Origin of the sequence: Pseudomonas mucidolens, assembly GCF_900106045.1 — a bacterium.
Lineage (GTDB): Bacteria > Pseudomonadota > Gammaproteobacteria > Pseudomonadales > Pseudomonadaceae > Aquipseudomonas > Aquipseudomonas mucidolens.
This window is the reverse complement of sequence record NZ_LT629802.1, coordinates 3,074,740-3,098,151: the sequence shown is the minus strand read 5'-3', so window position 1 is coordinate 3,098,151 and position 23,412 is coordinate 3,074,740. Positions and strand designations below refer to the sequence as shown.

Genomic DNA, 23,412 nt, shown 5'->3' with positions numbered 1-23,412 from the left:
TTGAATTGAGTGGCTGGGGATGGTCGTTTAGAGGGTCAGTAATCGGAACAACGCGATCTTGTTGATCTCTGCCAGCGCGCACTTGAACTCGGTGTCGGTCGAGTTGTGGATGCGCGTTTCAAACGCAGCGAGGATCTGATGCCGGTTGCTGCCTTTTACCGCCATGATGAAGGGAAACTTGAACTTGGCCTTGTAGGCGTCGTTCAGCTCGGTGAAGCGCGAAAACTCTTCGGCCGTGCATTGGTGAATCCCCGCGCCAGCCTGTTCTCCAGTGCTGGCCGCGGTCAGTTGGCCCTGGACGGCAGCTTTGCCGGCCAGGTCCGGGTGAGCGTTGATCAGCGCCAGTTGGCTTTGCTGATCCGCGCTCAACAGGATATCGCTCATGCGCTGGTGCAGGCTTTCGATCTGGTCGAGCGAAGCGTCCTGGCCCAGGTCGAAGGCCTTTTCGGCCACCCATGGCGAGTGTTCATAGATATCGGCGAAGGCGGCGACAAACGCAGCGCGGCTCAAGGTCGAGGGTTTCAAGGTCTGGAAAGCGGTCACTTGGCGACTCCCGGGTAAGGATGGGTTGCATGCCAGTGGCGGGCAATGTCGACGCGGCGGGTGAACCACACCTGTTCATGGCCCTTGGCGTATTCGATGAAGCGCTTGAGCGCGGCCAGCCGGGCAGGGCGGCCAATCAGGCGGCAATGCAAACCGATGGAAAGCATTTTCGGTGCCTCGGCGCCCTCGGCGTACAGTACGTCGAACGCGTCCTTGAGGTACTCGAAGAAATCGTCGCCCTTGTTGAAACCCTGGACCTGGGTGAAGCGCATGTCGTTGGTGTCCAGGGTATAGGGGATCACCAGGTGCGGCTTGCCGGTCGGGTTGTTGGGTTCCCAGTAGGGCAGGTCGTCGTCGTAGGTGTCGCAGTCATAGAGGAAGCCGCCTTCTTCCATCACCAACCGACGGGTGTTCGGGCCGGTGCGCCCGGTGTACCAGCCGAGCGGGCGTTCGCCGGTCAGTTCGGTGAGGATGCGGATCGCTTCGAGCATGTGCTCGCGCTCCTGGGCCTCGTCCATGTACTGGTAGTCGATCCAGCGGTAGCCGTGGCTGCAGATCTCGTGACCGGCGGCGACCATCGCGCGGATCACCTGCGGATGACGCTGGGCGGCCATCGCCACGGCGAAGACAGTCAGCGGAATGTCGAATGCCTTGAACAACTTGAGGATGCGCCACACCCCGGCACGGCTGCCGTATTCGTACAGCGACTCCATGCTCATGTTGCGCTCGCCCTGCAGCGGTTGTGCCGAGACCATTTCCGAAAGGAAGGCTTCCGACTCTTTGTCGCCGTGCAGGATATTGCGCTCACCACCTTCTTCGTAGTTGAGTACGAACGACAAGGCGATGCGCGCCTTACCCGGCCAGTGGGGATGAGGAGGGTTACTGCCGTAACCGATCAGGTCGCGTGGGTAGTCAGCGCTCACTGCAGTCTTCCTTCTTGTTCGTGGTAGCGAGTGTGTGGCGGCCAGCGAAAAGACTGGGTGGCGTCACAGCGATGGAATGATTGTATACAACTTGCTGGCCACTTTGTAAGCCTGTATTTCTGCATTTTTTCTGAACGGTCGGTTTTCAAGGGTTGCAAGAAACCTGCCTGGTTGGTCAGCTAAACCAAAATAAGTACCCGCGCTGAATTTATCCTTTGCGCGCGCTTACTGTAGGAGCGAGCTTGCTCGCGAGAAACGTGAGTGCACTGTGGGAAACCTGCTGCACTGCATCATCGTTGGCGATTTCGCGAGCAACAGCTGGGCGCGCGCCCTCGCGCCTACAGTATTGGTCGGAAGCTGATAGCAGAAGATGTTTAATTTATTGTGTACAATTTTTTCGAAAAGTGTCTTAATCGATCATCGCCGACTTTTTCGATGCCCTGCAAAAGTGCGGATTTCTTTTCTACTGACTTCGGGAGGCGCGTAGACGCCATGGGACGTTTGACTACACACGTTTTGGACGCCGCGCACGGCTGCCCAGGCAGCGCCATCAAGGTGGAGCTGTATCGCGTTGAAGGGACACGGCTTGAACAGGTTGCCAGCGCCCTGACCAATAGCGACGGCCGTTGCGACGCGCCGCTGCTGCAAGGTGATGACTACCGTAGTGGGGTTTACCAACTGCAGTTCAGCGCCGGTGATTACTATCGCGCCCGTGGTGTGCAACTGCCGGAACCGGCGTTTCTCGACGTTGTGGTCCTGCGCTTTGGCATCAGTGCCGAACAGGAGCATTACCACGTACCCCTGCTGATTTCGCCTTACAGCTACTCCACTTATCGCGGTAGCTGAGTCGTCACCTCGCTTCACACCCCCAAAGCTCTTCGTTGGTTTCGCCCGCTCACACTGCGGGCTTTTTTTCGTCTGCGGATCCTGGGCGGGAATGAACGCCTTGGGCCAGCCCAAGGTGCAGTGTCAGCGACTGAGTAGCGAGGCGGCGCCGGCGCCGCCGAACAACCCGGCACTGACACGGTTAAACCAGCTTTGGCCCTTACCGCTACGTAAATAGCGCGCCGCGCCATGGGCGCTGAGGCCATAAGCCAGCTTGCACAGCAGGTCCAGGACAGTCCAGGTGGCGATCATGATCAGCAATTGCGGTAAGAAAGGTTGCTGGCTGCTGAGAAACTGCGGCAGGAAAGCGGCGAAAAACAGAATGTCCTTGGGGTTACTGGCGCCCAGGACAAACGCCCGCCCAAACAGCGTGCGAAAACGCGGCACCGGCGCGGCTTGCGGAACTTCCACGGCATGGCTCGGTTGGCGTGATTGCTGCCAGCTTTGCCAGGCAAGGTAGAACAAATACAGGGCACCCACGATCTTCAAGGCGCTGAACAATTGCTCCGACGCCAGCAACAAGGCGCCCAGCCCCAGGGCCGATGCGCTCAGCAGGCAGATCGAGGCAAACACGCCGCCGAGAAACGCCGGATACGAACGGCGCAGGCCATAGTTCAAGCTGTTGCTGATCATCAACAGGGACAGCGGGCCTGGAATCAGGATCACCACCAGCGCAGCGCCGCTGAACAGCAGCCAGGTTTCCACACTCATTACATTCCTCCATTCATGCATAAGCCCCACCCGAAGGCGTAATACCGTTCAGTTAAGGCTGAAAATCTCCTGTGGCGAGGGGGCTTGTCCCCCGTTGGGCTGCGCAGCAGCCCCAATAAAGAGGAATGCGGTGTATCAGGCATTCCTCAGCGGCTGGTTTAGGCTGCTACGCAGCCCAACGGGGGACAAGCCCCCTCGCCACAGGAGGGTGTTCGGCACGCGACTTTCTTAACTGAACAGCATTACGCCCGAAGGCGAGGCGGTTTTCGCCGGATCCCTGATTACAGGAAGATAAACTTGGCGATGAAAATTGCACACAGCGCCCACAGGCTGACGGAAATTTCCTTGTATTTGCCGGTGCCCGCCTTGAGTGCCACGTAACTGATAAAACCCAGGGCGATGCCGTCGGCGACCGAGAAGGTCAGCGGCATCATGATCACGGTGACAATCGCCGGGATCGTGTCGGTGGCTTCATCCCATTCGATATGCGCCATGCTGCCCATCATCAACATTGCCACATAAATCAGCGCCCCGGCGGTGGCATAGGCGGGAATCATGCCAGCCAGCGGCGCGAAAAACATCGCGGCCACAAACAGCACCCCCACGGTGACGGCCGTCAGGCCGGTACGCCCGCCAGCGGCGACCCCGGCAGCACTTTCCACGTAGCTGGTGACCGGTGGTACACCGACCATGGCGCCGAATACGCTTGAAGTACTGTCGGCTTTCAAGGCGCGGGAGAGGTTTTCAATCTTGCCGTCAGGGTTCACCAATCCCGCCCGTTGCGCAACACCCATCAGGGTGCCGGCGGTGTCGAACATGTGCACAAACAGAAACGCGAACACCACGCTGATCATGCTGACATTGAACACACCCATCACGTCCATCGCCATCCAGGTCGGTGCCAGGCTCGGCGGGGCGGCGAGGATGCCCTGATACTGCACCAGACCCAGGCCCCAGCCGGCCAACGTCACGGCGATGATGCTGATCAGGATCGCGCCGAACACACGGTGATAGCTGAGGATCGCGATCAACAGAAAGCAGACCGCCGCCAGCAGCGGAGCGGGCTCATGCAGGGAACCGAGCTTGATCAGGGTGGCGGGGCTGTCGACGATGATGCCGGCGGTTTTCAGACCGATCACCCCGAGAAACAGACCGACTCCCGCGCCCATCGCATGGCGCAGGCTCACCGGGATGCTGTTGAGCAGCCATTCGCGGATGCGCGACAGGGTCAGGATCATGAACAACACACCCGAGATGAACACCGCGCCCAGCGCCGTTTCCCAGTTGTAGCCCATGGTGCCGACCACGGTGTAGGTAAAAAACGCGTTCAGGCCCATGCCCGGTGCCAGGCCCACGGGCCAGTTGGCATACAGGCCCATCAACAGGCAGCCCAGCGCGGCAGCGATACAGGTCGCGACAAAGGCTGCGCCGTGATCGATGCCGGCGTCGGCCATAATGTTGGGATTGACGAAGATGATGTAGGCCATGGTGATAAAGGTGGTGAGGCCGGCAATCAGCTCGGTCTTCACTGTGGTGCCATGCAGACGCAGTTTGAACAGGCGTTCCAGCCAGCCTGGTTTCGTGGGGGTGAGGCGCGGCGACGCGAGGTCCAGCGGGGCTTCGGATTTGCGGCTTTCCACAGCAAGTACTCCTCAAGAGTTTTATTGTTATTTCCAGCGTCGGACACATGAGTGGGGTCGCGACGCTTTGAGGTACCAGCGGGCTTTGTTGACCGTTAGGTCAGGAACTCGCATGAAGCGAATTATGCTTTTGTATACAAATAAAGCAATTAATGTTTTCGATTATGTGTGCAAAAAAGATGAAAGGCTATTTCAAGGTAACGTCAGCGCCTTGTTCACCGCCAGCCACCCATTCACGGCGTCCTCGCCGGCTTCGGCGAACGCCCGCTGCAACAGCTTCACTTGTTGGCGGCGCAGGGATTGCTCGAAATGCAGCCCCTCTTCGGTCAGCTCCAACAGGCGTTTGCGCTTGTCGTTGGCGCAGGCGAGGCTGTTGACCAGATGCATTTCCTGCAATTGGCGCAATGGCATATTCAGCGCCTGTTTGCTTACACCGAGCAATTCCAGCAGTTGCTTGACGTTCAAGGCCGGATAACGGGCGATGAAAAATACAATGCGCTGATGCACCCGACTCAGGCCGCGCCGTTCGAGCATTTCGTCAGCCTTGGCGGTGAAGGCCTGGTAGCCGAAGAAGAACGCTTCCATGGCGGCTTGCTGCGAGTTCTGGTTTTTAAGGTCAAGCATATTGACGTATCTACTCAAGGCGTCGTAATTTCGGTCAACCAGTTTGACGTATTTTCCCCTGGCTTCGCTACCGGTGACCCGAATGGCTTTCTCTGAACGTGTTTCACGCCTTAAAAGCTCCTTGATCCGTGAGATCCTTGCCGCGGCCCAGCGTCCGCAAGTGATGTCGTTTGCCGGTGGCCTGCCCGCCGAGGTCATGTTGCCCGAGCTGGATTGGCAGGCGATGCCGCTGAATATCGGCCAATACGGCATGAGCGAGGGCGAGCCGCAGTTGCGCGAGTTGTTCGCGGCCGAGGCGCGAACGTTGGGCGTTGCCTGTGAGGCCAGCCAGGTGTTGGTGGTCAGCGGTTCCCAGCAAACCCTCGACCTGGCCGCCAAGTTATATATCGATCAAGGCACGCAGGTTCTGCTGGAAGGCCCGACCTACCTGGCGGCGTTGCAGATCTTCCAACTGTTCGGCGCCGATTGCCTGACCGTCGAGCTTGAGGCCGATGGCCCGAACCTGGCGACGCTGCGCCGCAGCCTGGAGCGCCAGCGTCCGGCCTTCATCTACTTGATTCCGACCTTCCAGAACCCATCGGCGGTGCGCTACAGCGAAGCCAAGCGTGGTGCGGTGGCGGCGTTGCTGGACGAGTTCGGCGTGACCCTGATCGAGGACGAGCCCTATCGCGAGCTGACTTTCGACGGCAGCAGCGCCCGGCCGATTGTCAGCCGTTTGCGGGCGGCAAGTTGGATCTACACCGGCACGGTATCCAAGACCTTGCTGCCAGGGCTGCGTGTCGGTTACCTGATCGCCAGTCCCGATCTGTTCCCGCATCTGCTCAAGCTCAAGCAATCGGCGGACCTGCACACCAATCGCGTTGGGCAGTGGCAGGCAATGCAGTGGATCGGCAGCGAAAAATACCAGCAGCATCTCGCGACGTTACGCAATTTCTACCGCGAGCGGCGCGATGGATTCCAGGCAGCGCTGGAGCGTCACTTCAGTGAGCTGGCCGACTGGCAGATGCCCGAAGGGGGATTATTCTTCTGGCTGACCTTGAAACAACCCTTGGACACCCGCACTTTATTGGCGCGGGCGCTTGAACAGGATGTGGCGTTCATGCCCGGCGAACCGTTCTTTTCCGAGCCGGATCGGCATCACGGCCACTTGCGACTCAATTTCAGCCACATCGATCCAGCGCGCCTGGATGAAGGTCTCAAGCGTCTCGCGGCGGTAATCCGTCAAGCACAGCTCGCGCAAGCGGCATAAGGAGATTTCCATGTACACGGTTTACGGCGATTACCGTTCGGGCAACTGCTACAAGATCAAGTTGATGCTCAACTTGTTGGGCATCCCGTATCGGTGGGTGGATATCGATATCTTGAAGGGCGACACTCAGACTGCGCAATTTCTGGCGAAGAACCCCAACGGCAAGATCCCGGTGCTGGAACTGGACGACGGAACCTGTCTGTGGGAATCCAACGCGATCCTCAACTTCCTGGCCGACGGCAGCGAATTCCTGCCCAGCGAGCCGCGCCTGCGCACCCAGGTGTTGCAATGGCAGTTTTTCGAGCAGTATAGCCATGAGCCATACATCGCCGTGGCGCGGTTTATCCAGTATTACCTGGGGATGCCGGAAGATCGACTGGAGGAATACAAGACAACCCACAAGGGCGGCTACAAGGCCTTGAAGGTCATGGAGCGCCAACTGCAAGCCACGCCGTACCTGGTGGGCGAGCAGTATTCCATCGCCGATATCGCGCTGTATGCCTACACCCACGTGGCCCATGAAGGCGGTTTCGACCTGAGCCCTTATCCGGCGGTACAGGCCTGGCTCGAGCGCGTGGCGAGTCATCCGAAACACGTGGCGATGCTCGACTGATGCGCGGGCTTCGCGGTGGAGTCAGATCGCCGCGAAGCGCTGGTCCAGATAGTCAATGATCACCTTGGAGTCATACATCCAGGTGGTCTGGCCATTTTCTTCAATGCGCAGGCAGGGCACTTTGATCTTGCCGCCTTGCTCAAGCAGGGTCTGGCGATCCTGTTCATTGTTCTTGGCGTCCTTCAACGCCACCGGCACATTCAAGCGATGCAGGGTGCGGCGGGTCTTTACGCAGAACGGACAGGCGTGGAACTGATACAGCGTCAGGTCCTTGGCTGCCGCGTTCACTTGGGCCTGTTGCTCGGCAGGACGCTGCTTTTTGCGGGGGCGGGTGATTAAGTCGGCGGCGATGATGACGTGGCCGAGACCGACTCGAAGTGCTTTGACGAACATGCCTGAAACCTCTTGTGCATGACAGAAGGGGCGGCAGCTTACCTGATTTTCCAAAGGCGAAAAAAAACCGACGATGAACGCCGGTTTTATCGAAGCGGCCTGTTACTTGATCAGGCTGAGGAACTCACTGCGGGTCGCCGCGTTTTCGCGGAACTCGCCCAGCATCACCGAGGTGATCATCGACGAGTTCTGTTTCTCCACACCGCGCATCATCATGCACATGTGCTTGGCCTCGATCACCACGGCCACGCCCAGGGCGCCGGTGACTTGCAGTACCGCGTCGGCGATCTGGCGGCTGAGGTTTTCCTGGATCTGCAGGCGACGGGCGTACATGTCGACGATGCGCGCGACCTTCGACAGGCCCAATACCTTGCCGCTCGGGATGTATGCGACGTGGGCCTTGCCGATGAAAGGCAGCAGGTGGTGTTCGCACAGCGAGTACAACTCGATGTCCTTGACCAGCACCATCTCGCTGTTATCCGAGCTGAACAGGGCACCGTTAGTGACCTCTTCCAGCGTCTGCTCGTAGCCACGGCACAGGTACTGCATCGCCTTGGCGGCACGTTTCGGCGTGTCGAGCAGGCCCTCGCGGGAGACGTCCTCACCCAGTTGGCCGAGGATCGCGGTGTAGTTTTGTTCCAATGTCACAGGGCTGTTTCCGTATGGGTTTCAGAGCGGTACGGTGTATGCCTGTACCAATGTGAAGCTGTACGCCAGCGAGCAAGAAGTTGCGCAGCATCGCCAGTGATTGGCGCACATAGTAGCGTAGCTATGGCAAGAGGTGTATGGCCGGAGGCGGTGACGCGGTAAATCGGCCGGACTTACTCGTCACGTCCTTCGAGCATCGTGCGCTTGAGCATCACGTAGACCGCGCCGGCTCCACCATGCCGCGGCTGGCATGAGGTAAACCCGAGCACCTGGGCATGCTGGCGCAGCCAGGTGTTGACGTGGCTCTTGATCATCGGCCGCTTGCCATCCAGGCGCACGGCTTTGCCATGGGTGACGCGCACGCAGCGGATTTCGAACCGGGTGGCTTCGGCGAGGAAGGCCCAGAGGGTTTCCCGGGCTTTTTCCACGGTCATGCCGTGCAGGTCCAGGCTGCCTTCAAAGGGGATCTGGCCAGATTTGAGCTTGCGTACCTGGCTTTCCTGGACACCGTCGCGGGCCCACATCAGTTCATCCTCGGGGCCGACGTCGATGACAAACTGGTCCGACAGCCCGTCCACCGTGGTGGCGTCCGTGCGCACCGTGGCCGCCTGGCGCAGTTTGGCGATCTGCGCACGGTCGGTCTTGGGTTTGCCGGTGTCGGCGCGGTCGTGCTTGATCGGCTTGACGCCGCGAAGCTCGTTTTTGAACAGGGAAAAGTCGTCGTCTTGCATGTCAGCCTCCGCGCAGGGCGGGCAGTTTACCCAAAACGTGGTGGTGCATGCCGGACAAAACGCTATCAGGGCTCCATCAATCGTGCTTTTTCATCAGGTGCGAGGCAATGTTCAGTGACAGCGGCTGGCGCATACGACGTCGGCAACGACGCCACAACCAGATGCCGAACCACAGGATCAATAGCCCGATCACCAGCAGTATTGCAGAGCCCGCAGGGCTGGCATTCAACTCGCCAAGGGCGGCTGAAAGTCCAAACAGACCGGCGGCGCCGGCCACAGTCAACAGTAAACCAAACATCGCCAGCAGCGCGGCAAAACCGACGCCCAAGCGCAAACGCCAGTTGCTCGGGCCTTTGGGGCGCAAGCGACGAGCGTCAAAACCATCGGATATCTTCATTCCGACCTTTCCTCCAGGGTATCGGCCCTTCGACCGGAAGATAAACAACTTGTTCCGGACAGGGAGGTAATTGCGGCAAATGACAGGCCTTTACAGATGAGCGGGGCCGAAAGAGGGCGCACCGCTCATCCCAAGGGCGATCAGATCAGATCTTTGGTCAAGGCAAGTGTGGCGAAATTGTCGGCCATGATCGCCATCTCAGTTTGCTGTACATGTTCGGCGCTGAGGATGCCGCCTTTGTAAGGCAGGTCCCGCGTCGCGCAGGCGTCTTCCACCAAGGTGCAACGGAAACCCAGGTTCTTCGCCGCCCGCACCGTGGTGCTGACACTGGAATGGCTCATGAAGCCGCAGACGATCAGGTCCAGGGAACCCAAATCCTGCAAGCGTTTTTCCAGCGATGTGCCGTGGAAGGCGCTGGGCAGCAACTTGCCGATGACCGTATCGTCACCCACAGGCTCCAGGCCGGGAATGAACTCGCCACGTTCGCCCTGTGGATCGAACAGGCCGCCGACGGTGCCCAGGTGATGCACGTGGACGATCGGGCGACTCGCACGGCGCGCCGCCGCAGTCAGCTGCTTGATGTTTTCCACGGCGCTGTCCATGCCCGACAAGGCCAGTGGACCGCTCAAGTATTCTTTCTGGGCATCGATGATCACAAGGGTCGCGTGGCTCAAATTGGCCGGCGCGTAACCACGACCGCTGAGTTGAAACATCGTCTTTGGAACGGACATTCTGGGGCTCCTGTGAGTGGGGCTTTTGCGACATTGTCCTCTGGCTGAGCGGTTCTGTGAATCGCTACTCACGCAAGGTACGCCGTTGCTGGCTTACAGCCGTGTCAAGAGGCGCGCGCGGGGACTGGAAAGTACCCGAAGCCGATGAAATCGGACGTATGGCTAAGGTGTTTTCGTACATCGTCGGTACAGCTCAAGGCTGTTAGAATCGCCAGTCGTTTTTTCCAGGAGTTTGCCCCCGTGATCACTTCCCGCCTGCGCACCTTGCGCGACCATATCCGTTGGGCTGTCAGCCGTTTCCATGGGGAAGACCTGTTTTTTGGCCATGGCACCGACAATGCCTGGGACGAAGCCCGGCAACTGGTGCTTGGCGCCTTGCACTTGCCTTGGGAAATCTCCGATAGCTACCTGGACTGCAACCTCGAAGACGATGAGTTGGTCAACCTGCAGCGCTTGCTCAAGCGCCGCATCGAGGAGCGTGTACCCACCGCTTACCTGCTGGGCGAAGCCTGGTTCTGTGGCATGTCGTTCATCGTCGATGAGCGGGTGCTGATTCCGCGTTCACCCATCGGCGAGTTGATCGAAAACCGCTTTGAACCCTGGTTGGGCGCACCGCCTGCACGGATTCTCGATCTGTGCACCGGTTCCGGGTGTATCGGTATTGCATGCGCCTACGAATTCCAGGAGGCCGAGGTGGTGCTCGCGGACCTGTCCTTCGAAGCCTTGGAGGTGGCCAATCAGAACATTGAGCGCCACGGCGCCGACGAGCGGGTCTATACCGTGCAGGGTGACGGTTTCGACGGTCTGCCGGGCCAGCGCTTTGACCTGATCGTGTCCAACCCGCCCTACGTCGATGCCGAAGACTTTGCCGACATGCCGGATGAATACCAGCATGAGCCGGAACTGGGCCTGGCGTGCGGTGATGATGGTTTGAACCTGGTACGACGGATGTTGGCCGAGGCGGCGGAGCATTTGACCGAGAAGGGACTGTTGATTGTCGAGGTGGGCAACAGCCAGGTTCACGTTCAAGCCCTTTACCCGGAAGTGGACTTTGCCTGGCTGGACTTCCAGCGCGGCGGGCACGGTGTGTTCATGCTCACGGCGCAACAGTGCCGCGAGCACCAGGCGCTGTTTGCTTCTCGGGTTTGAGTGAATTGGCGGCCCACATCTCTGAAGCGTACGCGGTGTAGCCTCTACATCCTTATTCGCTGACGAAGTCAGCGGTCTTTTGATCTGCTCTTGATCTTAGGCGCCCCGTTAAACCACGCTGGCCGAAGTCCGGTATTGATTCGGGGGGTAAACCGGCAGGACGCCAGTTTAGCCGCGCTGGGCCAGGGATGGCCCATCGCGGCGACCCCCCGAATCAATGTCGGACTGCGGGCACACCGAGCCTAAGCGAGGTGCCAAGTGGTGGGGCAAGAGCGCTTTGGTTACTTTCGCGCTCTTCGAAAGTGACTCGCCGTAAGGGCGAAACCAACATCAGCCGTGACCGCAGCAACGGATATGTACCCACACCCACACCCACACCCACAATCCGCTGTTTGCCACCGACCCCAAGCAGTCAACGGTGCGTAGCAATCCAAATCAATAACCCCGCCTGAAACACGGTAAACGCCACCAGGCAAGTAATGGTGAAGCGCAAACCGCTGTCCTCGCGCTTGAACTTGAGGACCTTTTCCTCCTCCTTGCGCAACTTCACTTGCAGTTCCGCCAGGTTCTGTTCGGCCTGTTGCAGCATCTGCGCCGCTTCGAGGATCTCCACGAACTGCACTTTCTCGGTGTTCCAACTGTCCAGCACATCGCGGACCTTGCCGGGCTGCACCTGACCTTTCAAATGCTGGACATCGGCATAGGCCACATCAAAACCCTGAACCCGCAGGAAATGATCACGCCGCAGCCGCGTGGCTTCATTCAGCGCGTCTTTGTTCGCCAGGTTGACGCCGTCGATGCGATAGTGCGACCACTTCTTTTTCGCCCATGCGGCGCCCTGGGCTACCAGGAAGCGACCCAGACCACGGTTTGGCGGTTCGATCTCCAGGCTGCTGCCCGGGCCGAAATACACGCGTTGGGTGGCGTGATCGACGTGGATATCCAAATGATTCTGCTCGCGCCGGACCCGCTGACCGGGTAACTGGATGACCATGCGCAGCAGGCTGTGATCCTTGTCATCGCGTTCGGCATAGCCAAACTGCACAAAACGCAGCGGGCGTGCGCCGGTGGCGCGGTCGGTGGCCAAGGGCGCCAGGCGCAGCATTCTGAAGTGTTCAGCTTGAACCTCCGCCCACGGCAAAGTGGCCGCTACGTTTTCTTCCGTTTCAGGGGGCGATTCGGGTATTGCTTCGGTGTTCGTCATTCGGCGCGATCCTGTCCAAGCCTTGCAGGTCGTCAGGCTTTTTGCTGTCGACCTAGTGCTTATCGGCCGCTTTCTTCAAGACTGGAGGGTAAATACTGGCTTAACGATGGCGAAGTCCGTCGATAAAGCGCACCAGGCGGTTACCCAGCTCGGCCGCGAGGGGCAATTGCGGATCGTTGTAGGAGCTCAATTGTTGTTTCACGTCGTTGGGCACAATCCGCATGACATGGTTCATGCCGGGTATCACCGTCAGCTCCGCATCCGGCTTGGCTGCCTTGAGTTTCCGGGCATCGGCGACACCGACCTGCAGGTCGTTGGTGCCCTGGATGATCAGGGCTGGCATCGTCAGCTTGGCGAACGCCGCCGAAGGGTCGGCGCGAAACAGGCTGATCAAGTAAGGCTGCACGCTGGATCGAAAAATACTTTCAAGCGGTGCCGGTACATCGTTATCAACCTTGCCGGCCTTGAGCTGGTCGAGAATCTGGTTGCTGCGCAGCAACAGGGCCGGTGGCAGGTGATCGGCCAGTTGTTGACGAATCACTTGATCCACTGGACGAGCGCTGCCGGACAGGGAAATTACCCCGGCCGGATTGAGCTGTGGAGCGGCGAGGGCGGCTACCAGCGCGCCTTCGCTGTGACCCAACACAATCAACGGCCCCAGCCGCGAATCGGACTTGAGCAACTTGCCCCAGGCCACGGCGTCGGCGACATAGGCGTCCAGCGTCAGGTTACGTTCGTCAGGCGTGGCCTTGAGGCTGGCGGCGACGCCGCGCTTGTCGTAGCGCACGCTGGCGATGTTGTGTCTGGCAAGTACCCAGGCCAAGCGCTTGAGGCTGTCGTTACGTGCGCCATCGGCACTGTTGCCGTTGCGATCGGTAGGCCCCGAGCCGGCAATGATCAGTACCACTGGCACCGGGCGCGCGGATTTGGGCAGCAGCAATGAACCAAACAGCTCGCCACTGCCGGTGTCCAGACTAATAGGGCGTTGCAGTACGACAGGCAAGGCCGCGTGGGCTACGGTGCAGAACAGGGTGAGGGTAAACAGCAAAACTCGAAGCATCATCGCGCCATCATCAGGAAGGTGCCGGTTGGACCAATGTCTACCGGTAAGGTTTCGAGGATGAACTACTCGGTTAGCCTGCGTATACTGGCGCGCTTAGTTATCGCGGTTGAGTTGGTTCAACTGATTTCACGGAGCGCCCTGCATGTCCGGCAATACCTTCGGCAAGCTGTTCACAGTCACCACCGCTGGCGAAAGCCATGGTCCGGCGTTGGTCGCCATTGTCGACGGCTGCCCGCCGGGTCTCGAGCTGTCCCTGGAGGATTTGCAACGCGACCTCGACCGGCGCAAGCCTGGTACCAGTCGCCACACCACCCAGCGCCAGGAGCCCGATGAAGTCGAAATCCTCTCCGGCGTCTTCGAGGGCCGCACCACCGGTTGCGCCATCGGCCTGTTGATCCGCAACACCGACCAGAAGTCCAAGGACTACTCGGCGATCAAGGATTTGTTCCGCCCGGCCCATGCCGACTACACCTATCACCACAAATACGGTGAGCGCGATTACCGTGGCGGCGGCCGCAGCTCGGCGCGGGAAACCGCGATGCGCGTTGCTGCCGGCGCCATCGCGAAGAAATACCTGGCGACCCAGGGCATTGTCATTCGTGGCTACATGAGCCAGCTGGGCCCGATCGAAATTCCGTTCAAAACCTGGGACAGCGTGCCAGACAACGCCTTCTTCTGCCCCGACCCGGACAAAGTACCGGAGTTGGAGGCCTATATGGACCAGCTGCGACGCGATCAGGACTCTGTCGGTGCGAAGATTACTGTGGTTGCCGAAGGCGTGAGGCCAGGGCTGGGCGAGCCGATCTTCGACCGTCTGGATGCCGAGCTGGCCCACGCGCTGATGAGTATCAACGCGGTCAAAGGCGTGGAAATCGGCGCCGGTTTCGCGTGTGTCGCCCAGCGCGGCACCGAGCACCGCGATGAGCTGACCCCGGAAGGCTTTCTCAGCAACAACGCCGGTGGCATTCTGGGCGGGATTTCCTCCGGCCAGCCGATTGTTGCGCACCTGGCCCTCAAGGCGACTTCGAGCATCACGACGCCAGGGCGTTCGATTGATGTCCACGGCAACCCGGTGGAGGTGATCACCAAAGGTCGCCACGATCCGTGCGTCGGTATCCGCGCCACGCCGATTGCCGAGGCGATGATGGCTATCGTGTTGATGGATCATCTGCTGCGCCATCGTGGCCAGAATGCCGAGGTGCGTGTGACCACGCCGGTGCTGGGTCAGTTGTGACGGTCTGACGGCCGTGGCAAGCCTTCCTTACTGGCGACTTTCCAGCTTCTACCTGTTCTATTTTGCCCTGCTGGGGGCGACCGCGCCGTTCCTCGCGTTGTACTTCCATCACCTGGGCTTCTCCAGCGCGCGTATTGGCGAGCTGGTAGCCATCCCGATGCTGATGCGCTGCGTGGCACCCAATATCTGGGGCTGGCTGGGAGACTACACCGGCCGGCGCCTGGCCATCGTGCGGTTTGGCGCGGTGTGCACCTTATTGAGCTTTTCACTGATATTCATCAGTCAGAGCTACGCCTGGCTGGCGCTGGTGATGGCCTTGCACGCGTTTTTCTGGCACGCGGTGCTGCCACAGTTTGAAGTGATTACCCTGGCCCACCTGCAAGGCCAGACCTCGCGCTACAGCCAGATCCGCCTGTGGGGCTCCATCGGTTTCATTCTCGCCGTGGTGGCCTTGGGGCGCCTGTTCGAGGCGTTGAGCCTGGATATTTACCCGGTGGCGATCATTCTGATCATGGCTGGCATCGTCGGTGCCAGTCTATGGGTGCCCAACGCCCAGCCCGTGTCTCAGGGCAACCGCGTGGCCGGTGATGGCTTTTTGCGGCAATTGCGCAGCCCCGGCGTGCTGGCGTTCTATGCCTGCGTTGCGCTGATGCAAATGAGCCACGGCCCGTATTACACCTTCCTGACCCTGCACCTCGAAAACCTCGGTTACAGTCGGGGCGTGATCGGCCTGTTATGGGCCCTGGGAGTGGTGGCGGAAGTGTTGATGTTCCTGGCCATGAGCCGCCTGCTGGCGCGCTTCTCGGTGCGTCGCGTACTGATGGCCAGTTTCCTGCTGGCGGCAGCGCGCTGGTTGCTGTTGGGATCCTTCGCCGAGCTTTTCTGGGTGTTGATACTGGCGCAGGTGATGCACGCGGCGACCTTCGGCAGTTTCCATGCGGCGGCCATTGCCTTTGTCCAACGCAGTTTCGGCGATCGCCAGCAAGGTCAGGGCCAAGCGTTATATGCCGCATTGGCCGGCACCGGCGGCGCTCTGGGAGCGCTTTATTCCGGTTATAGCTGGAACCTGCTGGGGCCGACCCTGACCTTCAGTATCGCCAGCGTCGCCGCATTGGCCGCTGCCGTTATCATCGGCCTTCGATTGCAAGAGCAAAACCAAGGAATCGTTCAATGAGTTATGTCGCCGTCTTCCCCCTCGCTTCACCCGACACCCCGAACAAGGTCCTGACCCACTTCGAGGATATTGTGTCGACCCTCGCCGCGCTCGGTGTACGTTTCGAGCGTTGGCAACCGGCCACATCGCTGGAAAGGGAGGCCGGTGAGGCTGAACTGATCGCGGCTTACCAGGCACAGGTCGATGCCCTCGGTTATGCGAACGTCGACCTGTTCAGTGTCACCTGCGATCACCCGCAGAAAGTCGAAGTGCGCGCGCAGTTCCTCGTCGAGCACCGTTACAGCGAAGACCATGTACGCTTTATCGCGGCTGGCCAAGGCCTGTTTACTCTGCATGTCGACGATTATGTCTATGCGGTACGTTGCGAGAGAAACGATCTGTTGATCATCCCGGCCGGCATGCCGCATTGGTTCGATATAGGCGAGAACCCGCATTTCGTTACGTTACGTGTGTTCGATACTCGGCAGGGGCTAGTGCCAGACGTCACGGGCAGCGTTATCGCAGCGGTTTTTCCGGGCCTGGATGACTGAAGCTTCTGATTGGGCCATCGCCAGGCTTGATAGGCATACTCTCCCAATCAATCTCCCGCCAGACAGTGCCGTAGGACATCGATAGCTGTGGTTGGGCGAAGCTGCCTTTTCGTCGGTCACGGCCCAGCCTGTGGGCTTGTGATGGGCGCATCAACGGCGAGATTTCCAACATGAACAGTCATGGCAGGCTTATGGCCGGCACGCTGGACAGCTTCAGCGGGTGCCCATGCCAAGCTCGACTGACTCCTTCGGTGTTCACGGCCGAGAAAACATTGCCATGACGGCCAAAGAGCTGGACGTCCTGCGCTGGGCGGCGGGGGGCAAGCATGGTTATGCCGAGAAACAAAACGGGCCGTGACGCGCAATGCGTCACGGCCCGGTTGTTGAAACCTGTACTTATGCCGAATGGTAGGTCGGCAGGGCGAAGCGGTGTTGGCTTTGCAGCATCGAAATCTGTGGCAGCTCGCTGGCTTGTTCGGCCAGGTCACGGCGAATGGCGCTGATGACCCAGGTCAATTGGTCGGCCGTGTGCAGCTGCTGATAGGAGATCGAGCGCTTGAACTGCTTGCCTTCGCTGTTACGCAAGGTCAGCAGGATGCCACCGTCAGGACGCGATTGGGTGGTGACGTCGTAGTTGGAGAATACAGAAGCAAATTTATCTTGGATCAGGCTCATGTCTATCAGCTCCATTGGTTCATGTTGGGCAGCGTGGAGTGATGAGTGCAGTGATTGTGCCAGTATTTCTCGTTAAAGAATTTCCTTTAAAATCAACTAGTTATAAATTATCGCGATTTACGTTTTCGTGCAATTTGCATGAATGGCCATCGTGCATCCTGCATTTTGCGTTATTCACTGTCGCTGCCTGGGCGTTTTGGGGGCTGTTTGGGTGATGGATCCGTCAAGCGCCGAGGAAATTTCTTTTTTCTCGTGACGGGACCCGGGATACAAAACTTTTCAAATCCTGCGTGTACAGCCAAAGAATGGCTGGCGTATTTTCCTGCAAGACGTGTGTTATCGGTCATACACCGAATGCAGGTCTAAGGATCATACGAATAATAAGAAAAAGGACGGCTGCGCATGAATCACCCGCGAGGCGAGATGATTACCTGGAGCATGATGCTGCGTAAGCTACCGAGCATTGTCAGGACCTTGCCACGACTGGTGCGTGGTATGCGCGTCGCCAATATCACCGATCCCCGACAGCCGTGCGGGCTGGCCTGGACCTTTGAGCAAGCCACCCTGCGCAATCCGCAAGGTGCGGCGTTGCTGTACGGCGATACGGTACTCAGCTATCACCAGGCCAATCAGCAAGCCAACCGCATCGCCCATTATCTGCAAACGCAGGGGATCGCCAAGGGTGATGTGGTCGCACTGTTTATCGAGAACCGCCCCGAACTGCTGCTGAGTGTACTGGCCGTGGCCAAGCTCGGTGGTATTTGCGCCATGCTCAACACCGCACACACTCAGGCGGTGCTGGTGCACAGTCTCAACCTGGTGCAGCCGGTGGCGATCATGGTGGGGGCCGAACTGGTCGATGCCTACACGGCGGTTCGTGAACAGGTGACGATCGAGCCACGGCGTACCTGGTTTGTCGCCGACCAGCCGCCCATCACTGTTGCACAAGGCTATGTCGACCTGCTGGCGGCCAGTGCGGCAGGATCGGTAGACAATCCCGCGAGTAGCCAGCGCATCTACTGCAATGATCCTTGCTTCTACATCTACACTTCCGGCACTACCGGGCTACCCAAGGCAGGTGTGTTCAAGCATGGTCGCTGGATGAAATCCTCGGCCAGTTTCGGCACCATCGCTTTGGATATGCGACCTGAAGACGTCGTCTACTGTACGTTGCCGCTGTACCACGCCACCGGCTTGTGCGTATGTTGGGGCTCGGCGATTGCCGGCGCTTCGGGTTTCGCCATTCGCCGCAAGTTCAGCGCCAGCCAGTTCTGGGAGGATGTACGCAAATTCAACGCGACGACCCTGGGTTATGTCGGCGAGTTATGCCGTTACCTGCTCGAGCAGCCGCCCAGCGAGCGTGATCGCGATACCCGGGTGGTCAAGATGATCGGCAACGGTTTGCGTCCGGGCGTATGGGCGTCGTTCAAGGAACGTTTTGGTGTCGAGCACATTTGTGAGCTGTACGCCGCCAGCGACGGCAATATCGGTTTCACCAATGTCCTGAATTTCGACAACACCATCGGTTTCTCCCTGATGCATTGGGCGCTGGTGGAGTACATGCATGACACCTGTGAGCCGATACGCGGCAGCAACGGTTTTATGCGCGAAGTGCAGAAGGGCGCTCAGGGCCTGTTGCTGGCGAGGATCGATGACAAGGCGCCGTTTGATGGCTACACCGACCCGGAAAAGAACCGCAAGGTGGTGTTGAACGACGTGTTCGAGAAGGGCGATCGCTATTTCAATACCGGCGACCTGTTACGCAGTATCGGTTTCGGTCATGCGCAATTTGTCGATCGCCTGGGGGACACCTATCGCTGGAAAGGCGAGAACGTTTCCACCACTGAAGTGGAAAATTTCTTGCTGCAACACCCGCAGATTTCCGAAGTCGTGGCTTATGGCGTTGAAATCAACGATACCGACGGCCGGGCAGGCATGGCGGCGATTACTCCGAGCGAGTCACTGGCCGCCCTGGATATGCGTGAACTGCTGCAATTTGCGCAGAGCCGTTTGCCTACCTATGCCGTGCCGCTGTTCTTGCGGATCAAACTGAAAATGGACACCACCGGCACCTTCAAATATCAGAAGGTGAAGCTCAAGGAACAGGCGTTTGACCCCGAAAAGGCCGGTGAGGATCCGCTCTTTGCCTGGCTGCCGGGGACGGACAGTTATGTCCCCGTCACGGGCCAATTGTGGACAGATATCCAGGCAGGCAAATACCGCTATTGATTTTGGCTATTGCGGGTTTTCGGAAAAAAACCATGACAGACGGGAACTCCCTCGCGAGACTGGGCGCCTTATACAGCACCAGACAAGGAGCTCCTACATGTCAGACCAAGCCAAACAAATGACCGCCGATGAAGCCGCTGAATTTGCCGAGCAGGTGTTCGATGTGGCACGCCGGGGTGACGCTGCAATGCTGGCAGCGCTGTTGGCCAAGGGCTTGCCGCCGAACCTGCGTAATCACAATGGCGATACCTTGCTGATGCTGTCGGCCTACCATGGCCACGCTGACGCGGTAAAAGTGCTGCTCGAATTCAAGGCCGATTCGCAGATCGCCAATGATAAAAACCAATTGCCGATTGCCGGCGCAGCGTTTAAAGGCAATCTGCAGGTGGTCAAGGCGCTGATTGAAGGCGGCACTCCGGTGGACGGTGCCTCTGCGGATGGCCGTACAGCGTTGATGATGGCCGCAATGTTCAACCGTACCGAAATGGTGGACTACCTGATCAGCCAAGGCGCCAATCCCCAGGCGACGGATGCCCAGGGCGTGACCGCGCTGGCCGCGGCCCAGACCATGGGGGCAGCGGATACGGCGGCGCAGTTGCAGAAACTGGTGTAGGCTTTGCGCCCTCAAAATCAGCCTCGCCACAGGATTTGCCCATGAACACCGCGCTCGTCGAACTCATCACTAAAATCAGTTCCGGCTGCCTGGGCGACGCCGAGATTGTGCGGATCGCCGACGAGGCCGCCCAGGCCTACGCGGATGCCGAAGGCTTTCTGGCGGCCAACCCGGACATCAACTACGACGACAGCTTCCCGATCCCGCTGGGTGAGTGGGTCGTCGTCGGCAGTCTGCCGGAAACCGTGTTGTTTCAGGCCGATACCTATCAGGAACTGTTCACGCAGATCGTTGCTTCCTTTGGCCCCGGCGTGGGCTTCAACCTCAAGCCCAAGCAGTTGGTGAAGACCGAGGCATTGACGGCGCTAAATCGTATCCAGATTCAGCTGAGTGCCATGAACCCGGAAAACGGCGGCTATACGCTGATGAATTTCAGCCAACTGCTGGATGACGAAATCCAGGCCGTATTGGTCTACGGCAATGATGTGCCTCGGGTGCGGGAATTGTGCGCCGACCTGGGTATCAAGGCCGAACCGTCCCTGGAAGCCTTGCGTGTTGCGGTCCACGTCTGAAATAAAACGGAACCCTCGCCAGCGCTGACTATCCTAAACAGGCAAACCCTCACTTAGGAGCGACACCATGGGTTCCACCTTTAATGGTCTGATTGGGCTGATCATCCTCGCGCTGGATATCTGGGCGATTATCAATGTCTTCAAAAGCGGTGCGAGCACCGGCGCCAAGGTGTTGTGGATCCTGCTGATTCTGCTGCTGCCAGTATTGGGCCTGATTATCTGGGCGATCGCCGGGCCACGGGGCAATGTGCGGATTTAATCACTGAACCACCCGGGCCCGGTTGCCTCTGCGCTGCGCCAGCCGAGCCCGGGCGCAGCCTCGCGTCACTCGAGCGCTACGGGCGTCGAGGATCCCTTTGCAGCTTTTTCCCCCTGCATGCGCAGGCGCGTTATTTGTATATCGGGCTATTCGCTGCACAAAATTTTCACACGTCATCCAAGACAATCCGCCGGCTAAATTTTCCTGCCCAGGCGCTAAAACCCGCGTCTGTGGCGGCGGGTGGGCGACGATCCTTGAGTAATCAATGGCGTTGCCGGCGTTGATCGGGCACCATCTGCCCACCGCGTTACTCCTGATCCTGCCGTTGCCTGACCAGGCATCGACAGAACAGCGCTGCATCATTTTCGCAACTTAAACTTCCAATGGGTCCTAAAACGACATGGCAAACCCGGACGCCCTGAATCAGCAACGAGCAGCCAAGGCTCGTCTGCTGCAACCCACCGTCAAATCTCATCTGGCGTACACGCTGCTTTGCGCACTGGTCATGATGGTGATGCTCTCGCTGCTGCGCCTGGCGCTGCTGGTGTACAACCGCGAGATGATCCTCGACACCCCGGCCTCGACCTTTCTCGAAGCGTTCGTCAACGGTCTGCGCCTGGACTTGCGCCTGGTGGTGTACCTGAGCATTCCGCTGATCCTGGCGCTGTTCAGCGTGTGCGCCATGGCTGCCCGCGGGTTCTTCCGATTCTGGCTCACCGTTGTTTCCAGCATCGCCCTGTTCCTGGGCTTGATGGAGATGGACTTCTACCGTGAGTTCCACCAGCGTCTCAATGGCCTGGTCTTCCAATACGTCAAGGAAGATCCGAGTACCGTGATGAGCATGCTCTGGTACGGTTTTCCGGTGGTGCGCTATCTGCTGGCCTGGGCCGTAGGCACCTTGATCCTGAGCATGGCCTTCAAAGGCGCGGATCGCGCGACCCGGCCTCGAGGACCGTTCAGCGGTGGCACCATCGGCACCCGCCAGGTCGCCCCGTGGTACAGCCGCATCGCGGTGTTCGTGGTGTGCCTGCTGATCGCGGTGGTCGCCGCCCGTGGCACCTTGCGCCAAGGCCCGCCGCTGCGTTGGGGTGATGTCTACACCACCGATTCGATCTTCGCCAACCAGTTGGGTCTTAACGGTACGCTGTCGCTGGTCGGCGCCGCCAAGGCGCGTTTCTCCGAGCACCGCACCAATATCTGGAAGGCCACGCGGGAGCAACCGCTGGCGACCCAGACGGTACGCGATATGTTGGTGCTGCCTGACGAGAAGCTGGTGGATACCGATACCGCCGCCGTACGCCGAGACTACATGCCGCCGGCCGACAAGACCCTGCCGATCAAGAACGTCGTGGTCATCCTCATGGAAAGCTTCGCCGGCCACTCGGTGGGCGTGCTGGGGCGTCCGGGCAATATCACGCCGTACTTTGACCAGTTGACGAAAGAAGGCCTGTTGTTCGACCGCTTCTTCTCCAACGGCACACACACCCACCAGGGGATGTTCGCCACCATGGCCTGCTTCCCGAACCTGCCGGGTTTTGAATACTTGATGCAGACGCCGGAAGGCAGTCACAAGTTGTCAGGGTTGCCACAGTTGCTCAGTGCCCGGGATTTTGACGATGTGTATGTCTACAACGGCGATTTTGCCTGGGACAACCAGTCGGGCTTCTTCAGCAACCAGGGCATGACCAACTTCATCGGTCGCAACGACTTTGTCGACCCGGTGTTCTCCGACTCGACGTGGGGGGTGTCCGACCAGGACATGTTCAACCGTGGCCTGGAAGAGTTGAAGGCGCGTGAGAACGGCAAGCCGTTCTATGCGTTGCTACAGACGCTGTCCAACCACACGCCCTATGCCTTGCCGACGCCGTTGCCGGTCGAGCCTGTTACCGACCGTGGCAGTCTGAACGAGCATTTGACGGCCATGCGCTACTCCGACTGGGCGCTGGGACAGTTCTTTGAAAAGGCCCGTAAGGAGCCGTACTTCAAGGAAACCCTGTTTGTGATCGTCGGTGACCATGGCTTCGGCAACGAGCAGCAAATCACTGAAATGGACCTGGGCCGCTTCAACGTGCCGATGCTGCTGATCGCGCCAGGGGTGCAGGAAAAATTCGGTGTGCTTGATCACACCGTCGGTACGCAGATCGATATTGTGCCGACCATCATGGGGCGCCTGGGGGGTGAAACCCGCCATCAATGCTGGGGCCGTGACCTGCTTAATTTGCCTGAAGGCGACAAGGGCTTCGGCGTGATCAAACCTTCGGGCAGCGATCAGACCGTGGCCTTGCTGACGGGTGATCGGATATTGGTACTGCCTAAGGACATGCCACCCAAACTCTGGCAATACCAATTGGGTGCCAACCCCGGTGGCAAAGTGATTCCCGAGTCGGCCGACGAGGCAGCGCTCAAGCAGAAACTCGAGTCGTTCCTGCAGACTGCGACCAAGGGCTTGCTGGATAACACCGCCGGTGTGGTGGACGGCGTGCCGGACTAAATAACCGAAAAGAGGCCTGAGGGCCTGATGCCGATGTAGGAGCGAGCTTGCTCGCGAAAAACCTCAACGATAACGCGTGCTTTCTGAATAAACGCGGCGCCTTTGAGTTCTTCGCGAGCAAGCTCGCTCCT

Annotated in this window: 26 protein-coding genes; 13 read left to right on the top strand and 13 right to left on the bottom strand. The window is 59.2% G+C overall.

The window, feature by feature from the left end; all coding sequences use genetic code 11:
- Positions 1-27: 27 nt before the first annotated feature.
- Positions 28-543: a 2-oxo-4-hydroxy-4-carboxy-5-ureidoimidazoline decarboxylase gene (uraD, locus tag BLU75_RS14275; RefSeq protein WP_084381577.1), complete on the bottom strand. Its 516-nt coding sequence runs from the start codon at positions 541-543 to the stop codon at positions 28-30.
- Complete coding sequence (puuE, locus tag BLU75_RS14270) at positions 540-1,466, bottom strand: allantoinase PuuE (RefSeq protein WP_084381576.1); 927 nt, start codon at positions 1,464-1,466, stop codon at positions 540-542. Before puuE ends, uraD begins: the two co-directional genes overlap by 4 nt.
- A 492-nt stretch (positions 1,467-1,958) precedes the next feature.
- Here puuE and uraH point away from each other — a divergent pair, with 492 nt between their 5' ends.
- On the top strand, positions 1,959-2,312 hold the full coding sequence (gene uraH, locus BLU75_RS14260; protein ID WP_084381575.1) for a hydroxyisourate hydrolase: 354 nt from the start codon (positions 1,959-1,961) through the stop codon (positions 2,310-2,312).
- 123 nt (positions 2,313-2,435) lie between these two features.
- On the opposite strand, the gene BLU75_RS14255 is transcribed toward uraH, so the two are convergent.
- From BLU75_RS14255 to BLU75_RS14245, 3 genes are all read right to left on the bottom strand, one after another.
- The gene (locus tag BLU75_RS14255; protein WP_084381574.1) at positions 2,436-3,062 is read right to left on the bottom strand and encodes a LysE family translocator; all 627 of its coding nucleotides are present in this window, start codon (positions 3,060-3,062) and stop codon (positions 2,436-2,438) included.
- A 281-nt stretch (positions 3,063-3,343) separates the two neighbouring features.
- A complete protein-coding gene (locus tag BLU75_RS14250) occupies positions 3,344-4,702 on the bottom strand; it encodes an NCS2 family permease (RefSeq protein ID WP_084378071.1) in 1,359 nt (452 codons plus the stop codon).
- A 192-nt stretch (positions 4,703-4,894) separates the two neighbouring features.
- Positions 4,895-5,326 carry a MarR family transcriptional regulator gene (locus BLU75_RS14245; protein ID WP_084378072.1) on the bottom strand — a complete coding sequence of 144 codons (432 nt, stop codon included), beginning with the start codon at positions 5,324-5,326 and terminating at the stop codon, positions 4,895-4,897.
- Between the two features lie 82 nt (positions 5,327-5,408).
- Between BLU75_RS14245 and BLU75_RS14240 the strand changes: the two genes are divergently transcribed.
- On the top strand, positions 5,409-6,575 hold the full coding sequence (locus tag BLU75_RS14240) for an aminotransferase-like domain-containing protein (protein WP_084378073.1): 1,167 nt from the start codon (positions 5,409-5,411) through the stop codon (positions 6,573-6,575).
- A gap of 10 nt (positions 6,576-6,585) precedes the next feature.
- On the top strand, positions 6,586-7,188 hold the full coding sequence (locus tag BLU75_RS14235; RefSeq protein WP_084378074.1) for a glutathione S-transferase family protein: 603 nt from the start codon (positions 6,586-6,588) through the stop codon (positions 7,186-7,188).
- Between the two features lie 21 nt (positions 7,189-7,209).
- Here the strand turns inward: BLU75_RS14235 and BLU75_RS14230 are convergent, their stop codons facing one another.
- The 5 genes from BLU75_RS14230 to BLU75_RS14210 form a co-directional block, all read right to left on the bottom strand.
- On the bottom strand, positions 7,210-7,581 hold the full coding sequence (locus BLU75_RS14230; protein ID WP_084378075.1) for a glutathione S-transferase N-terminal domain-containing protein: 372 nt from the start codon (positions 7,579-7,581) through the stop codon (positions 7,210-7,212).
- 102 nt (positions 7,582-7,683) lie between these two features.
- Complete coding sequence (gene folE / locus BLU75_RS14225; RefSeq protein ID WP_003175229.1) at positions 7,684-8,229, bottom strand: GTP cyclohydrolase I FolE; 546 nt, start codon at positions 8,227-8,229, stop codon at positions 7,684-7,686.
- A gap of 173 nt (positions 8,230-8,402) precedes the next feature.
- Positions 8,403-8,960 carry a Smr/MutS family protein gene (locus tag BLU75_RS14220; RefSeq protein ID WP_084378076.1) on the bottom strand — a complete coding sequence of 186 codons (558 nt, stop codon included), beginning with the start codon at positions 8,958-8,960 and terminating at the stop codon, positions 8,403-8,405.
- A 76-nt stretch (positions 8,961-9,036) separates the two neighbouring features.
- On the bottom strand, positions 9,037-9,357 hold the full coding sequence (locus BLU75_RS14215) for a hypothetical protein (protein WP_084378077.1): 321 nt from the start codon (positions 9,355-9,357) through the stop codon (positions 9,037-9,039).
- Positions 9,358-9,497: 140 nt separating this feature from the next.
- Positions 9,498-10,088: a cysteine hydrolase family protein gene (locus BLU75_RS14210; RefSeq protein ID WP_084378078.1), complete on the bottom strand. Its 591-nt coding sequence runs from the start codon at positions 10,086-10,088 to the stop codon at positions 9,498-9,500.
- A gap of 240 nt (positions 10,089-10,328) precedes the next feature.
- On the opposite strand from BLU75_RS14210, the gene prmB reads away from it, so the two are divergent.
- Positions 10,329-11,237 carry a 50S ribosomal protein L3 N(5)-glutamine methyltransferase gene (gene prmB / locus BLU75_RS14205; protein ID WP_084378079.1) on the top strand — a complete coding sequence of 303 codons (909 nt, stop codon included), beginning with the start codon at positions 10,329-10,331 and terminating at the stop codon, positions 11,235-11,237.
- Between the two features lie 412 nt (positions 11,238-11,649).
- Here the strand turns inward: prmB and BLU75_RS14200 are convergent, their stop codons facing one another.
- Both BLU75_RS14200 and BLU75_RS14195 read right to left on the bottom strand, forming a co-directional pair.
- Positions 11,650-12,441, bottom strand: a complete 792-nt coding sequence (locus tag BLU75_RS14200) for a hypothetical protein (protein WP_084378080.1) — start codon at positions 12,439-12,441, stop codon at positions 11,650-11,652.
- A gap of 100 nt (positions 12,442-12,541) precedes the next feature.
- The gene (locus tag BLU75_RS14195; protein WP_084378081.1) at positions 12,542-13,504 is read right to left on the bottom strand and encodes an alpha/beta hydrolase; all 963 of its coding nucleotides are present in this window, start codon (positions 13,502-13,504) and stop codon (positions 12,542-12,544) included.
- A 142-nt stretch (positions 13,505-13,646) separates the two neighbouring features.
- Between BLU75_RS14195 and aroC the strand changes: the two genes are divergently transcribed.
- From aroC to BLU75_RS28115, 4 genes are all read left to right on the top strand, one after another.
- The gene (gene aroC, locus BLU75_RS14190; RefSeq protein ID WP_084378082.1) at positions 13,647-14,738 is read left to right on the top strand and encodes a chorismate synthase; all 1,092 of its coding nucleotides are present in this window, start codon (positions 13,647-13,649) and stop codon (positions 14,736-14,738) included.
- Between the two features lie 13 nt (positions 14,739-14,751).
- Positions 14,752-15,912, top strand: coding sequence for an MFS transporter (locus BLU75_RS14185; RefSeq protein ID WP_084378083.1), 1,161 nt, complete (start codon positions 14,752-14,754; stop codon positions 15,910-15,912).
- Positions 15,909-16,442: a 1,2-dihydroxy-3-keto-5-methylthiopentene dioxygenase gene (locus BLU75_RS14180; protein ID WP_084378084.1), complete on the top strand. Its 534-nt coding sequence runs from the start codon at positions 15,909-15,911 to the stop codon at positions 16,440-16,442. Before BLU75_RS14185 ends, BLU75_RS14180 begins: the two co-directional genes overlap by 4 nt.
- 226 nt (positions 16,443-16,668) lie before the next feature.
- Positions 16,669-16,800, top strand: a complete 132-nt coding sequence (locus BLU75_RS28115; RefSeq protein WP_255313241.1) for a hypothetical protein — start codon at positions 16,669-16,671, stop codon at positions 16,798-16,800.
- Positions 16,801-16,838: 38 nt separating this feature from the next.
- On the opposite strand, the gene BLU75_RS14175 is transcribed toward BLU75_RS28115, so the two are convergent.
- Positions 16,839-17,117 (bottom strand): DUF3509 domain-containing protein, encoded by a 279-nt coding sequence (locus BLU75_RS14175; protein WP_084378085.1) that lies wholly within the window; start codon positions 17,115-17,117, stop codon positions 16,839-16,841.
- A 402-nt stretch (positions 17,118-17,519) separates the two neighbouring features.
- On the opposite strand from BLU75_RS14175, the gene BLU75_RS14170 reads away from it, so the two are divergent.
- From BLU75_RS14170 to BLU75_RS14150, 5 genes are all read left to right on the top strand, one after another.
- Complete coding sequence (locus BLU75_RS14170; RefSeq protein ID WP_084378086.1) at positions 17,520-19,346, top strand: long-chain-acyl-CoA synthetase; 1,827 nt, start codon at positions 17,520-17,522, stop codon at positions 19,344-19,346.
- 97 nt (positions 19,347-19,443) lie between these two features.
- Positions 19,444-19,959, top strand: coding sequence for an ankyrin repeat domain-containing protein (locus tag BLU75_RS14165; RefSeq protein ID WP_084378087.1), 516 nt, complete (start codon positions 19,444-19,446; stop codon positions 19,957-19,959).
- A 41-nt stretch (positions 19,960-20,000) separates the two neighbouring features.
- Complete coding sequence (locus tag BLU75_RS14160) at positions 20,001-20,531, top strand: hypothetical protein (RefSeq protein WP_084378088.1); 531 nt, start codon at positions 20,001-20,003, stop codon at positions 20,529-20,531.
- A 67-nt stretch (positions 20,532-20,598) separates the two neighbouring features.
- Complete coding sequence (locus BLU75_RS14155) at positions 20,599-20,790, top strand: PLDc N-terminal domain-containing protein (RefSeq protein WP_003172956.1); 192 nt, start codon at positions 20,599-20,601, stop codon at positions 20,788-20,790.
- A gap of 400 nt (positions 20,791-21,190) precedes the next feature.
- On the top strand, positions 21,191-23,281 hold the full coding sequence (locus BLU75_RS14150; RefSeq protein WP_084378089.1) for an LTA synthase family protein: 2,091 nt from the start codon (positions 21,191-21,193) through the stop codon (positions 23,279-23,281).
- Positions 23,282-23,412: the final 131 nt, after the last annotated feature.

Coding starts and splice junctions, on each gene's coding strand:
- BLU75_RS14240 (WP_084378073.1), top strand. CDS start 5,409: ATGGCTTTCTCTGAACGTGTTTCACGCCTTAAAAGCTCCTTGATCCGT.
- BLU75_RS14175 (WP_084378085.1), bottom strand. CDS start 17,117: ATGAGCCTGATCCAAGATAAATTTGCTTCTGTATTCTCCAACTACGAC.
- BLU75_RS14200 (WP_084378080.1), bottom strand. CDS start 12,441: ATGACGAACACCGAAGCAATACCCGAATCGCCCCCTGAAACGGAAGAA.
- BLU75_RS14165 (WP_084378087.1), top strand. CDS start 19,444: ATGTCAGACCAAGCCAAACAAATGACCGCCGATGAAGCCGCTGAATTT.
- BLU75_RS14170 (WP_084378086.1), top strand. CDS start 17,520: ATGAATCACCCGCGAGGCGAGATGATTACCTGGAGCATGATGCTGCGT.
- aroC (WP_084378082.1), top strand. CDS start 13,647: ATGTCCGGCAATACCTTCGGCAAGCTGTTCACAGTCACCACCGCTGGC.
- BLU75_RS14255 (WP_084381574.1), bottom strand. CDS start 3,062: ATGAGTGTGGAAACCTGGCTGCTGTTCAGCGGCGCTGCGCTGGTGGTG.
- BLU75_RS14210 (WP_084378078.1), bottom strand. CDS start 10,088: ATGTCCGTTCCAAAGACGATGTTTCAACTCAGCGGTCGTGGTTACGCG.
- BLU75_RS14180 (WP_084378084.1), top strand. CDS start 15,909: ATGAGTTATGTCGCCGTCTTCCCCCTCGCTTCACCCGACACCCCGAAC.
- BLU75_RS14215 (WP_084378077.1), bottom strand. CDS start 9,357: ATGAAGATATCCGATGGTTTTGACGCTCGTCGCTTGCGCCCCAAAGGC.
- BLU75_RS14150 (WP_084378089.1), top strand. CDS start 21,191: ATGGCAAACCCGGACGCCCTGAATCAGCAACGAGCAGCCAAGGCTCGT.
- BLU75_RS14220 (WP_084378076.1), bottom strand. CDS start 8,960: ATGCAAGACGACGACTTTTCCCTGTTCAAAAACGAGCTTCGCGGCGTC.
- BLU75_RS14160 (WP_084378088.1), top strand. CDS start 20,001: ATGAACACCGCGCTCGTCGAACTCATCACTAAAATCAGTTCCGGCTGC.
- BLU75_RS14245 (WP_084378072.1), bottom strand. CDS start 5,326: ATGCTTGACCTTAAAAACCAGAACTCGCAGCAAGCCGCCATGGAAGCG.
- BLU75_RS28115 (WP_255313241.1), top strand. CDS start 16,669: ATGCCAAGCTCGACTGACTCCTTCGGTGTTCACGGCCGAGAAAACATT.
- BLU75_RS14235 (WP_084378074.1), top strand. CDS start 6,586: ATGTACACGGTTTACGGCGATTACCGTTCGGGCAACTGCTACAAGATC.
- BLU75_RS14195 (WP_084378081.1), bottom strand. CDS start 13,504: ATGATGCTTCGAGTTTTGCTGTTTACCCTCACCCTGTTCTGCACCGTA.
- BLU75_RS14230 (WP_084378075.1), bottom strand. CDS start 7,581: ATGTTCGTCAAAGCACTTCGAGTCGGTCTCGGCCACGTCATCATCGCC.
- BLU75_RS14155 (WP_003172956.1), top strand. CDS start 20,599: ATGGGTTCCACCTTTAATGGTCTGATTGGGCTGATCATCCTCGCGCTG.
- uraH (WP_084381575.1), top strand. CDS start 1,959: ATGGGACGTTTGACTACACACGTTTTGGACGCCGCGCACGGCTGCCCA.